11 protein-coding genes are annotated in these 12,788 nt (G+C 59.6%); 8 read left to right on the forward strand and 3 right to left on the reverse strand.

What is annotated here, in order from left to right; genetic code table 11:
- Positions 1-353 precede the first annotated feature (353 nt).
- From AC1RJY_RS01595 to AC1RJY_RS01605, 3 genes are all read left to right on the forward strand, one after another.
- Positions 354-821 (forward strand): hypothetical protein, encoded by a 468-nt coding sequence (locus AC1RJY_RS01595; protein ID WP_498601052.1) that lies wholly within the window; start codon positions 354-356, stop codon positions 819-821.
- A gap of 139 nt (positions 822-960) precedes the next feature.
- Positions 961-1,497, forward strand: a complete 537-nt coding sequence (locus AC1RJY_RS01600) for an RBBP9/YdeN family alpha/beta hydrolase (protein WP_498601054.1) — start codon at positions 961-963, stop codon at positions 1,495-1,497.
- Between the two features lie 367 nt (positions 1,498-1,864).
- Entirely contained in the window at positions 1,865-3,151 is a 1,287-nt protein-coding gene (locus AC1RJY_RS01605) for an MFS transporter (protein ID WP_498601055.1), read from the forward strand.
- Here AC1RJY_RS01605 and AC1RJY_RS01610 read toward each other — a convergent pair.
- Both AC1RJY_RS01610 and AC1RJY_RS01615 read right to left on the reverse strand, forming a co-directional pair.
- Positions 3,148-4,401 (reverse strand): APC family permease, encoded by a 1,254-nt coding sequence (locus AC1RJY_RS01610; RefSeq protein WP_011773912.1) that lies wholly within the window; start codon positions 4,399-4,401, stop codon positions 3,148-3,150. The two genes, AC1RJY_RS01605 and AC1RJY_RS01610, sit on opposite strands and share 4 nt — an antisense overlap.
- A gap of 21 nt (positions 4,402-4,422) precedes the next feature.
- On the reverse strand, positions 4,423-6,981 hold the full coding sequence (locus AC1RJY_RS01615; protein WP_043469876.1) for a helix-turn-helix transcriptional regulator: 2,559 nt from the start codon (positions 6,979-6,981) through the stop codon (positions 4,423-4,425).
- Between the two features lie 1,047 nt (positions 6,982-8,028).
- Between AC1RJY_RS01615 and AC1RJY_RS01620 the strand changes: the two genes are divergently transcribed.
- Positions 8,029-8,655 carry an ABC transporter ATP-binding protein gene (locus AC1RJY_RS01620; protein WP_011773909.1) on the forward strand — a complete coding sequence of 209 codons (627 nt, stop codon included), beginning with the start codon at positions 8,029-8,031 and terminating at the stop codon, positions 8,653-8,655.
- 25 nt (positions 8,656-8,680) lie between these two features.
- Positions 8,681-9,589, forward strand: a complete 909-nt coding sequence (locus AC1RJY_RS01625) for a hypothetical protein (protein ID WP_498601057.1) — start codon at positions 8,681-8,683, stop codon at positions 9,587-9,589.
- A gap of 77 nt (positions 9,590-9,666) precedes the next feature.
- Here AC1RJY_RS01625 and cspE read toward each other — a convergent pair whose 3' ends face one another.
- Complete coding sequence (gene cspE, locus AC1RJY_RS01630; protein ID WP_011773907.1) at positions 9,667-9,870, reverse strand: transcription antiterminator/RNA stability regulator CspE; 204 nt, start codon at positions 9,868-9,870, stop codon at positions 9,667-9,669.
- A gap of 310 nt (positions 9,871-10,180) precedes the next feature.
- Here cspE and AC1RJY_RS01635 point away from each other — a divergent pair, with 310 nt between their 5' ends.
- The 3 genes from AC1RJY_RS01635 to AC1RJY_RS01645 are packed head-to-tail and all read left to right on the forward strand — an operon-like array spanning position 10,181 to position 12,775.
- Complete coding sequence (locus tag AC1RJY_RS01635; protein WP_498601058.1) at positions 10,181-11,425, forward strand: flavin-containing monooxygenase; 1,245 nt, start codon at positions 10,181-10,183, stop codon at positions 11,423-11,425.
- Positions 11,426-11,470: 45 nt separating this feature from the next.
- The gene (locus AC1RJY_RS01640) at positions 11,471-11,845 is read left to right on the forward strand and encodes a TfoX/Sxy family protein (protein WP_011773902.1); all 375 of its coding nucleotides are present in this window, start codon (positions 11,471-11,473) and stop codon (positions 11,843-11,845) included.
- A gap of 57 nt (positions 11,846-11,902) precedes the next feature.
- Entirely contained in the window at positions 11,903-12,775 is an 873-nt protein-coding gene (locus tag AC1RJY_RS01645; RefSeq protein WP_498601060.1) for an SDR family NAD(P)-dependent oxidoreductase, read from the forward strand.
- The last annotated feature ends 13 nt before the right edge of the window (positions 12,776-12,788 follow it).

Consider the following 12,788-nt stretch of genomic DNA (forward strand, 5'->3'; position numbering starts at 1 on the left):
GTGTTATGGTCACTGCACGCGCCACCGCATCGGCGCATCTACAAGGGGGCAATACATTGAAAAAGGGTTCTATTACCACGCCCAAAAAGTGGCATTTTCTAAGCAAGACTGCGCGGTCGCAGGGCCGAACGGCGCTGGGGCTAATGGCCGTCACGTCGCTGCTTGTCACAGCAACAGCGTGCGCTCAGGGCACGCCGACAAACGCCAGCTCTGTAAACAGCGCGAAGGCTTCTCCGTCCGCAACACCTTCTCCGACACCCAGCAAGGTAGCTGGGACGGCCTGTTCAAGTGAGAAGGCGACCCAGACTTCATCCGGTGAAACGTTCGTTTGCACGGTCGACCAGGCTGGCAAGTTGACGTGGTTGGATTCTGCGACCGCCAAGAAACTGTCGGATCAGCGAACCGCGGAAGCGGCAGCGGAAGCAGCCGCTGAAAAGGCCGCGGCGGACAAGGCGGCGGCTGATAAAGCTGCGGCGGACAAGGCTGCTGCCGACATAGCGGCCGCCGACAAGGCAGCGGCGGACAAAGCGGCAGCGGATCAAGCCGCCGCCATTCAGGCCGCAGCTGATAAGGCAGCCGCGGATAAAGCCGCTGCGGACGCCGCTGCAGCCCAAATCCAGCCGAAAGTAGTTCCGGCCGCTCCTCCTGCCCAAGGCGGTTGCGACCCCAACTACTCCGGTTGCGTACCGGTTGCATCAGACGTTGACTGCGCGGGTGGCAGCGGCAACGGTCCGGCCTACGTGAGAGGGCCGGTAACGGTCACAGGATCCGACATTTACGGACTGGACAACGACAAGGATGGCATCGGCTGCGAGAAGTAGTCCTCGCCGGGAGCGGCCGCAGCTTTAGCTGGATGTCGAGAACGCATTCACATCGATCGGCCCAAATGACTGCCGCCAGATCTAGCGTCTCCGTCCCTTCCGGAGGACGATAATGCCGACGGCTAGTTCGGAGGCTCCAATGCACGTGGTGGTAGTTCCAGGTATCAACGGCTCGGATGCTGACCACTGGCAGTCGCACTGGGAACGGTCCAGCACCGATTGGAAACGGATTGCTCCAGCTTCTTGGGATCAGCCAGAAGTCGACGACTGGATGGCAGCTTTGGACGCGGCCGTGGGGGATACCAAACCTGTCTTGGTCACGCACAGCCTGGGCTGCCTTGTCGCTGCGCAGTGGAGTTTCGCGAACGCAGGCCGCGTGGCAGGGCTGTTTCTTGTAGCAGTCCCGGATCCATGTGGCCCCAATTACCCTGAGAATGGCCCTCGTTTCGGTGACGACTTGTACGGCCGCATTCCCATGCCAACAGTCTTGGTCACCAGCAGCAACGACCCCTATTGCACCCCCGAGCGTTCACGGGAGTTCGCAGACACGTGGGGGGCTGCCCAGATTCATATCGGTCCCCGCGGTCACATCAATTCGGCGAGCGGACTAGCGGACTGGCAGGAAGGACGCAATCTGCTGACGGCGTTTGCGGCAGGTCTCTCTGTGCAGGGTTAGCGCACTGGGTCAGCCGGCGCCGCCCCTCCCGCACCGCACGTCTTTGACTCAAACACCTAGCCGGTCCCGAAGAGCACCTAATTTTCCTCGGGCAACCCCTAATTGCGTCGTATCTGCCACCTAGTAGCCGGTTTTTGACACCTAGTGCCGGAAACCGCCCATAGTCTCTTCATGTGCCTCTGGAGCGGGAGTCCCGGTGTCCGGCGGGAGCCCCACCCGTTCCTGGCGTATGAGGCACAAAGGCACGGTCCCACCTGACAACCCCCGGGTGGGGCCGTGCCCAGCCGGAACGCTGTAAGTCGTCACAGGGGTTAACGAGAACGATTATTGATAATCTCGAACGAGTCGCCGCCAAGGAAAGCCGTTCATGAAACCCGCCACCAGTTCCGCAGAAACACCGCTCCTTACCGAGGAACTGGGCTCACCACCGGCCAGACCCAATCCGAAACTTCTGCTGTCCAGCCAGCTCATCTTCAACATCGGGTTCTATTCCGTGGTGCCGTTCATCGCACTCACTATGGCCAATGACTTCGCCATGAGCGCAGTTGCCATTGGCGTCGTCCTGGGAGCCCGGACCTTCGCTCAGCAAGGAATGTTCCTGGCGGGTGGCGCCATCTCGGACCGGTGGGGCGCCCGGTACACGATGGTGGCGGGGTGCATCGTCCGGGTGTGCGGCTACTTGCTCTTGGCCGCGGCCGACAATTTCAGCCTCTTTCTGGTGGGCGCAATCGTCACAGGGATCGGTGGAGCATTATTTTCGCCGGCGCTCGAGAGCTTGGTGGCAGCCGCTGAGGAACGGCGAGCGCCTTCCGGGAAGCACCGCCCCACCCTCTTCGCTTCGCTGGTGATCGTCGGTGAGTTCGGTGCAGTGGCAGGGCCGTTACTCGGAAGCCTCCTCTTGGGTTTCGGCTTCGAAGTGTCCCTTTACGTTGCCTCTGGGATCTTCGCGATCATGGCGTTGATCTTTTGGCGCTTCCTGCCACGTGACGGGAAGCGCGGACACGACCACCTCAAGTCGGTACCGAAACACCAGCTTTTGGCCTGCTTGCGGGATAAGCGCTTTGTGGCGTTCGCGTGCTTTTTCGGTGTCAGCCTTTTGGCCCACAACCAGTTGTACTTCGGCTTACCGGTGGAGCTTCGACGCAGCGGACTCGACGCCGGTGCTCTCGGCTTCGTGTTCGCTTACGCTTCGCTCTTGACGGTCACCTTGCAGTGGCCGATCGCCAAGCTTATGCGCCGGTTCGGTGAGCGCAATGCACTCACCTTGGGCCTGAGCCTGAAGGCCACCGGATTCGCAGCGGTCGCTGTGCTGGCTACTCAGCCACCGATCGCAACCGTGCCGGTACTACCCGCGCTGGCTCTGGTCACCGGGCTCTGCCTCGGCAACATGTGCGCGACTCCTACTGCGATGAGGCTCGTCATGGACTTCGCCGGTGGCCGGCCGACCGGCGCCTACTACGGACTGCTCGCCAGTTGCGGCGGCGCCATGGTCCTTATCGGAAACACGGCCATGGCTCCTCTTTACGAGTTTGCTGACCAGTCGTCGACGGCGGCAGGCTCGCCATGGCTTTTCACCGGCGTTCTCGCTGTGGTCTCGGCTGTTGCGATTCGCCGATTCTTGCCGGTTGCAAACCAGGCCAAGGTGATCAGCTAGCGGCTGACCCTCAACCGGATGACCCTGTACGCAATGCCAACCGCGAACATCAGCACACCCAAAGCGGCAGACACAGGCGGCAAAGTGACAACAAGGACCACGCAGGCAATACCGCCCGCCACTTGCAGGAACTTCGGGTAGCGGCGGTCCTGGGACGGCTGCGTGTAGGCGGCGATGTTAGCCACCAAGTAGTAGAGCAGCACTCCGAATGATGAGAAGCCGATTGCGCCGCGGAGATCAGCCACCGCAATAATTACACAGATCACCACGGCTAGCGTGACCTCGGCACGATGCGGGACTTTATAGCGGGGATGTACTGCGGAGAGCCAGTGCGGCAGATCGTGTTCGCGGGCCATGGCCAGGCTCGTCCTTCCAAGTCCTGCGATGAGTGCCAGCAGCGCACCCAGAGAGGCTACAGCAGCACCAACGCGGACTACGGGCGCAACCCACGCCCAGGTGCCGGCACTCACGGCATCGGCCAACGGCGTCGGTGTAGCAGCCACGCCTTCGGGGCCCAGAGCCGCCAGCAAAGTAACCGCTATGGCAGCGTAGATGACAATGGTGATTCCCAAGGCAATGCCGATCGCCCGGGGTATGGTGCGCTTGGGCTCGCGGACTTCCTCACCCATCGTCGCGATCCTTGCGTACCCCGCAAACGCGAAGAACAACAGCCCCGCTGATTGCAGGATGCCGTACCAGCCGTGTGCCAACAGCCCCTCCCCCACGAAACTGCCGAAGTCAGGGCCTGAGCCACCCCAAACGGCTGCGACGGCAATCGACAGGGCAGCAAGCACAGCTATCACCAACACGCGGGTCAACCCGGCTGTGCGCGTCACCCCGTGATAGTTCACTGCGGTCAAAACCACGACGGCGGCAATCGCCACCGCACGTTCCCAACCTTGTGGTGCGGCATAGGCGGCGAAGGTCATGGCCATGGCCGCGGCACTCGCCGTCTTTCCGATGACGAATCCCCACCCGGCCAGAAACCCGGGCCAAGGGCCGAGTCGTTCACGACCGTATATATAGGTACCGCCGGAGGTCGGATACGCCGCAGCGAGCTGGGCTGAGGACGTGGCATTGCAGAACGCGACGAACGCGGCCACTACCAAACCGATGAGCAGTCCTGATCCCGCGGCTGCAGCGGCTGGGGTGAAGGCTGCGAAAACACCGGCACCGATCATGGACCCTAAGCCGATCAGCGATGCGTCGAACGTGCCCAGTCGGCGGGCCAAAGCCGGAGAGTTGCTCACGAAAACCCAGCCTATCCCGCGTCAGCGTGGCGGAAGTGAATTCCCCACCAGCATGAAAAGACTGTTGCGGGATGTGGCGCCCGTCTTCCGCAAGGCGTTTGAGATGTGGTTCTCCACTGTCCTGGCACTGATGCGCAAGTGTTCCCCGATCTCCACGTTGGTGTGGTGTCCGGCCAGGATGGCTACCTCGATCTCCCGTTCAGTGAGCGGTGTGGTCCTGAAGGAGTTGAAGGAAAGCTGTTCGTTGGTTGCCGGGAACCGAACTGCGAATATGGACGAAGCCTGCGCCATGGCGTCAGCTGCCGCGGCATCGCCGTCGATCACGTGGCGTTTGAGGGCTCCTCGAAGCAGCATTCCCACTTGGTACGTGTCGATGTCGGGTTCATAGTGCTTGAGAAGCAGCCCGAGCAACTTATTGTCACCTTCAACCACCGCGGTGGCAATGGCTATGAACTGGTCATGAACCGCTACCCCACTATCGCGCAGGATCTTCTGCAATAGATCCAGAACAGGTCGGCCAGGGCATAGGCAAGTGCAGAGCAGTGCAGTCAACATGGCTTCGAGGATGTAGCCGCTCTTCAACTGTCGCCTGATGAGCCTCGTGGCCTTGCGATCGAACGCTGAGGGCTGAGCATTGTTGTGGGCGATGAGCTCGTAAGCCCCCTTGCCGACGCCGGGAAGCGGCCCGACGTCGGGCACTTCCGTCCGCGCCTGCGCGGCGATGGAAAGCTCAGGCAAAATGGCAGATGTTGCGTGCCTGAGCCCAGCGAGCCTGAGCATGGCGTCGTAGAGGGAGTCGACGACGAAACCTGGGCGACCCATCGCAAAGACACTGCTCATGAGGTACTCGGCCTCTTCGAAATGTCCACGGTAGAGGAGGCCATGTGCGGCCACGTAGCTACTTGTGACCACGCCGAACTGGTCCAGGTTCTTGCGTGCTTCGGACCGCCAGTCCAAGGCAAGTACCAAGGACTCCTCTACCCGGCCGGCAGCGAATAGTGCGAAGCCGCGTATGAAAAGGCGGAGATGTGGAAAGGCATCATCGTCGCCTGCGCCGTCTACGGCTTCCAAGGCTGCGGTCGGTTTGAAGCGATATAGCTCCAGCAACCCATGGACCAGGCTCCCCATTCCTGATCCCCGGCCTTCTGAGGCCTCTGGCACCTTGCTGGTGTCCGGCGGCACCCTGCCGTGAGACGCGCTGATGAACAGAATGGCGTTCTCAACTTCAGCTTTCAGGTGGGGATTGTCTCCCGCGAACTTTTGGAGGATGTCGACGGCGGCACTGTGGCCCTGGCCTGTGTGGATCGCAAGCATAGCCTCAGTGATGGTGACAAAGAGAACATCCTTGGGATCTGCGTCGACATCTGTAGTTTCGGTACAGAGCCGGCTCGCGCGTTCAACATCCACTGGCGCACCCCAATAGATCCGGAGCAGCGCCGCCGCATTCGCCGCTGACTTGTTTGCTTCCCAACGTTCACCGCGGATACGTTCGCGGTCCGCGTTGTGCTCGTGGAAGTGGCGGGAGGCGATGGCGTCGTCGTCGCCCTTCTCAAGGCGGAGAGTTGAAAGTACGCGTGTGAGGCTGTCCGTTGTGACCGGCTTCTCCGAAGCTGCTTGCGGAGCAGCTTCAAGAACGCCAGCGATCTTGCTGCGGAGGAGTTTCCGGTCCCGGAGCTTCTTGCTCCCGCGGAAGTAGTCAGCGATGACTGGCGGGCTGATAGCAGCGATCGAACCATTGTGGTGGTCCGCCAGAACAGACAGGAATCCTCTGCGTTCCAAGCCTTCCAGGGCATCCGGGTGAATCACCTTATGGAGCACGTCCACCCTTGCCGTGCCGAGAATCGCCATGATGTGCAGCGCTGTGAACTCGTCAGCGTGCAGCTCAGCCAACAGGGCCTCGAGAGTGCCGCGAAGGTGCTCATTCCAGAGGGTGTCGCCGGCCATGCACCATTGCTGGTCTTTCATGACCAAAAGGTTGCTGAGCGAGGCGGTTTCTGCGATCCGCACGATGAGACGGGGGTTTCCGGCGGACTTGGTGAGGATGCGGGCAGTTGTGTCTGCATCTGCAGGGGCACCAAGAACCTGTGCAATGAGGAGGTGGACTTGCTCGTAGTGAAGCGGATCCAATTGAAGATGCGCCTCGCGACCGTTGTTAAGGACGGCCAACTGCCCTCTGGAGAAAACCCATGTTTCGGGTGCTGTGGCCACCATAGGGCAATCCGACCGCTGCCTCACGGCCTCGAGGACCGCCAGCGATTCACTGTCAACCAAGTGAAGATCGTCAACCACCAGCAGGTGTTTGCCGGCCGTGGCCAACTTGCTCGAGAACACATCCGCGATGTCGAAAACACCGCTGCGGCCTGGCCTGATTTCCAAACCGAGTCCTTTGATGGCCGCGTACGGGATGGTTCGATGCGTGCGGAGACCACTGATGAAGTGAACGGAAACGCCCGTCTTCTCCAAGTTGCTCATGACACTGCGCAGGACTGACGTCTTACCGCTACCCGGTGCGCCGACAACTCTCACTCCGATTCCGCGTGCGACAAAGTCCAGGATTCGTTGAACCTCTGAATCGAACACGCGACCTAGCCTTCTGTTTTTGTGGATGCCCGACATGCGGCTCACTTCGCAGGCTAGATCTTGAAAACGGGACTAGGTGGCAAAACGGCCTTGCACAGACCGTTTTGGGGGTGTCTAGGTGGTGATTTGGGCCAAATTAGGTGCTCGCCGGGCTCGACTAGGGGACTGCGTTGTTCAGAGGTCAGGTGGCGCATGTGGGATGCTCCCTCGGTTCTGTGGGTGGATTACCTTCCACGCTACGGAGAGCCGCGAGTGAGTTACATGGGTGTAGTTCCCTATGTGGATACATGTTCTAGTCAATGAGTTGGATATCGAACATACATCTGATCGACCCATCCCTCGCCTCTCCGCCAACCGGCGATCCCGCCCGATCGAACGGGTCTCCTTCGACTAAGCCCCAAGTTCTAAGACGATTTGACAAAAGAAGGTTTACGGGTCGAGAGTATTGATCACTCACCTGGCAGAGGGTTACAGAGAAGTTTCCAATTGGCGGGTTGAGTTATTTAGCCGAGACACACCATCGCCGCTCGGAGCACTCCAAGTTCGTAGTTTGACCATATGGCGTGCGCAATCAAAATATTTTCTGCAGTGGCAGATCACTTTCATTTGGGGAAACACGAATATGAAATTTCGCACAGTTATCACAGCAATCACTCTGGCAGTCTCCATCGCAACGTTAGCGTCTCCCGCCCACGCTGCTGACGAGCCGGACATCGCGCAAACACTAAAAGACCTGACTGTCCCTAAGTCAGTTTCGAGCACGGGAAGTTCCCACGTGTAGGCGCCTTCGGATTCAACACGGTACAAGCCCTGGGAATTAACCGTAGCTACACGAGTGACTGGGAGCATTCCTACCGCGCCCTAACAGATGCTGGCGTAGGTTCTGCTACACCTTGGGGAAACGTAAATATTTACCATGCCACGGTCATCCAAGGGGCTGCTGTATATGGCGATGGCGCCTGGTCAGCTTGGCAGCAGTAGCGTCCAAAGCATGAGCCGTCAGGGGTCGGTCAGCTCTGGCCGACCCCCTGTCATTGATGAGGATTAATGTTGCACATCACGAATCTCTCCAAGAGCTACGGTCACAGGAAGATCATCGATAATGTCACATTCAGCATCCCTTCCGCGGGGATTTTTGTTGTCCGTGGCGACAACGGCCACGGGAAGACCACGCTGTTCAAGTGCCTTGCCGGCCTCGAACGATTCAATGGAAATGTTCGCTGGTTGGACACCGATCCGGATGGTCAAATAGCTGCAGCGTTTGATGACTCCGAGGTTCATGGACGACTGACGGGACTGCAAAATCTCAGCATTCTCTTGGATATTTCTCCCAAAGAAGTGTCGGCGGTGCCTGTAGTCAAGCAGTTCATCAGCGATGATCTACTGCGTAGGAGATCATCCTCCTATTCATTAGGGCAAAGAAGAAAACTCAAATTGGCAGCTGCGTTTGCGACCGCAAGACCATGCATTCTGCTCGATGAGCCTGCATCTGGACTCGATGCAGCCGGACGTCGTGCACTTCGTAGGTCGTTAGAATCCGTTGCGGCTAAGAAATGCGTCATCATATCTGATCATGAAGATTCGTCTTACCAAGATTTGGTCTCCTCTGAATTCACTATCCGGCAGGGGAAGGTCCACCGTCAGTTAAATTCGAAACAAGAATCTGATGAATAGGTATATGCGTTCTTTGCGAACAGAAGTGCGTTATCAATTGTGGGGCAGGTCAGTCTTCCTTGCTGTCGGCGGCCTGACGGTTTCACTTCTTTTCGCGTTCACCGGGAGCATCAGCAACGTGACCGCCAGATTGGCCAGGCTACAGGTTACAGAGGCCCAGGCATTGGGTAGCGGAGTGACATTGGCGGACGCCATGGGACATCCGAGCAATGTTGTAGTCCAAGGCGGCCAACGGATGCTGGACAATCCTGTGCGTTTTGACTACGAGGCTGCGTATTTCGCCTACCGCGCTCTCGAAGCACCGTATGCCGTCGGCACCGGTCTGGAGATGATCACTTTCCTGGTGATCCCGCTGCTCTTCTTCGTCTACGGGTGTGGAACAGCTGTAAGTGACATTCGGCAACGCATTTTGAAGGATCGGATTGTCATAGAGGGCCCGGGGCCCTATATCGCTGCGAAGGCTGCCGCAGTGGTTCTGGTTTCATTCGGTGCGACCATGCTTGCCGCCCTTCTGAGCTTCGGAGCGGCACCCCTCCTGAAAGCCCTGTTCCTGCCCGACCTCAGCAGAGATTTTGAGTATGCCGTGGATGACTCAGGCGTGGGCAATCCGGCTGTGCAGGTTGCATTCAGCGCGGGTGTAGCAGTGCTTTTTGGTCTCTTGGGGCTCTTTATTGGGCTCGTGGCCAGGAGCATGCTCATACCGAGCTTGGCCGCTGGAGGGCTGCTCATGCTGATGCCGTTCACCTGGTCATATGATCCCCGGAACATCCTCACGGCCGCCGGTGAAGGTGTATTCAACTATTGGGGCGGATTCAACCCCCGCCCACCGCTTCCTGTGGAGACGACGTTTGGCCTGGGGATGCTGTATGGCGCCCTGGTCCTGGTGGCGCTCATTTCCATCGCGGTATGGTCACGCATGTCAAAGTTCATCTAGCCCCCAAGCACCCTGCGAGTGCAGACAAAAAAGCAGGGCCGGTCAGTGACCGGCCCTGCTTCTTAGTTATCCGAAGACTAGATAGCCTGGATGTTTACTGCCTGGGGACCCTTGGGGCCCTGCTCGACGTCGAAGGAAACCTTCTGGTTCTCTTCGAGGGAGCGGTAGCCCGAGGAGTTGATCGCAGAGTAGTGAGCGAAAACGTCCTGGCTGCCATCTTCAGGAGAGATGAAGCCGAAGCCCTTTTCGGAGTTGAACCATTTTACGGTACCTGTAGCCATTTTTTTCAGTCCTTACTGAAGGTGGAGATTGTCCCGACTTTCGGGTCTCCGGGTGTGGGGTGTTCTCCACCGTTACTTCAGAAGGTCACGATCCGGAAGGATCGTGGGGACTGCCTGAACTACCAAATGCCAAACACAACAACACCGTCAAGTCTACATACATCTGAGCAGATAGCTAGTGCTGGGAAATATTTATCCATCGGATGTTGATCGACGTCCGTCTTGAGAGCACAAAGCGCCTCTGAATACGTCCCGGATCCCACTCCGCTGTTGCCTGTTCTGAAAGCACCCCCAAGCGTAAAGTGCACCCATGGGACCGACCCCGGATACGGTCATCATCGGCGCAGGCCAAGCCGGCCTGACGACGAGCTACTGGCTGACGCAACTCGGCGTCGAGCATCTGATCTTGGATCGACGCGATTCACTCGGCGGCGCTTTCCAGGACCGCTGGGACGGCTTCTACATGAACACCCCGAACCTTTCGCTGGACCTCCCTGGGATGCCGTACGACGGCGACGACCGGGACGCTTTCATCTCCCGCGACGCTGTGGTGAACCTCTTCAGGCAGTACGCGGAGCTGATCTCCGCTCCGGTCCACACGGGTGTCGACGTCACCCGACTATCCGCGGCACCGGATGGCGGCTTCCACCTTGAAACGTCGCTCGGGAGCCTGCGTGCACGAAGCGTTGTCCTGGCAACGGGTGCCTACCAGGTTCCCAAGATCCCGGCCCTGGCCGCCAAGCTCCCTGCAGGCATGACCCAACTGCATACCAATGATTACCGCAATCCGGAGCAGCTGCCGGACGGTGCGGTGTTGATCGTCGGAACGGGTCAGTCAGGGGGCCAGATCGCCGAGGAACTCCACGCCACCGGCCGCGACATCCACCTCTCAGTCTCAATCGTCCCCGAAGCGCCCCGCCGATACCGAGGCCAAGACCTCATCTATTGGATGCTCGAAACCGGCAAACACGGCCCAGACTACGGCGTCAACGCCCTCACCACCGAGGCGCTCCCCTCCCCCGCACTGCGCTTCGCGCCCAACCCGCTGCTCTCTGGTATCGACCGCGGCCACGCCATTCACCTCCGAGAACTCGGCCGGCGCGGCATGCACCTGCACGGCCACCTGGAGACAATCGACGACGGCGACATCACCTTTAGTGACGACCTCCCCGACCGCCTCGCGGCAGTCGAGTCGGTCTTCGCCCAACGCTCGGGAAAAGCAATTGATGCTTACATCGCGGCGGCAGGGATCGACGCGCCGGAGCAGCCTCCCCCGCCGCCAGATAGTTGGCTCCCCCTCGATCAGGTTGAGCTGAACCTCGTCGATTCGGACATCACATCCGTTTTGTGGGCAACCGGCTTCAAGCTCGACTTCGGGTTCGTCGACATGCCACTTGTCGATGAATGGGGCTACCCCAAGCACACGCGCGGTGTCACCGGGATTCCGGGTTTGTACGTCGTCGGGCTCCCTTGGCTAACCCGGCATTATTCAGCCATAGTCGGTGGCGTGGGCTTGGATGCCAGATATGTCGCTGACCGAATCTCCAGCCCGTGAACACTAATTCCACACTCAGGCAAACGCTCCCAGGAGGACGATTCCATGCAAATGCCAAAGCCTTCAGAGGCGGACAAGGAACGCTTCCGCTCGGCCGTTCCCGAAAGTCCAGACGTGGTGGTCAAGCCGATGTTCGGGAACCTCGGCGCTTTCGTCAACGGCAACATGTTCGCCGGCTTGTTTGGCCCCACCATCGGCGTCAAGCTCTCCGTGGCCGACCAGCAGGAGCTGGAGGCCAATCACCAAACGCAACCCTTCGGCCCGGAAGAGCGCCCCATGGGCGGTTACGTCGGTCTTCCCCAGTCCTGGCAGGACGACGCCGAGCAAACTGCGGAATGGGTGGCCAAGGCCTTAGAGAACGTGGCGAAACTGCCGCCGAAAGCACCGAAGGAACCCAAGGCAAAGCTGCCCAAGAAATAGGGAATTCTTCAAGCAAAAGCCCTCGCCAAAAGTGTCAGGAAGTGCTGTGATCCTGCTATGGCATCAATGAATGGGCGGGTTTCCCTCGTGACCGGTGCTACTGGCGGCCTTGGCAAGGCCATCGCTACTGCGCTGGCCCGCGAAGGAGGGACCGTCGTCGTGCTTGGCCGTTCTGAAGCGCGGGCAGAAGACTCAATCCGCGACATCCATGCTGTGGTCCCCAACGCAGCGCTGGAGCCGCTGGCCTGCGATCTCTCAAGCCAGGCCTCAATCCGGTGGGCCATTGAGGACTTCCATTCCCGTCACCAAAAGCTCAACGTGCTCGTCAACGCTGCCGGCGTGTTCCGCAAGGAACGCCAAGTGACCCCGGACGGCCTTGAAGTCACGTTTGCCACCAACGTGATGGGCTATTTCCTGCTCACCAATTTGCTCTTGGACTCGCTGAAAGGCGGTGCAGGTGCCGACGATGCCTGGACTTCGCGGGTGGTCAACATCGCGTCGAAGTATTCGGGTGGACCGTCGGTTACCAAGATCGACTTCGAAGACCTCCAGACCGCCAATCGCAAGTACAGCTATACGCGCGCTACCCCACCAACAATGCTCGGCCGGGTTCTGTTGACGCAGGAGTTCGCGGAGCGCCTTCGCGGGTCGAACGTCGTGGTGAATGCCGTGCACCCGGGCCTGGTTAAGAACACGGGGCTGCTGCAGGACGTTGGCGGACCATTCCGCTGGCTGACGAACACCTTGGGCAAGCCTGCCGAGGAAGCGGCCGATACGCCCGTCTGGCTGGCCACCTCACCGGAGACTGCGGCGGTGTCCGGCAAGCTCTGGGCAAAGCGCAAGCAACTGCCGACGCCGGGCATGGGTTCTGACCCGGCCGCCCGGAAGAGGCTGTGGGAGGAATGCACCCGGCTGGCGAAGATCCTCTGAGCTTCCGCTCAGG

The organism is Arthrobacter sp. GW822-FHT05G07, from assembly GCF_058799755.1.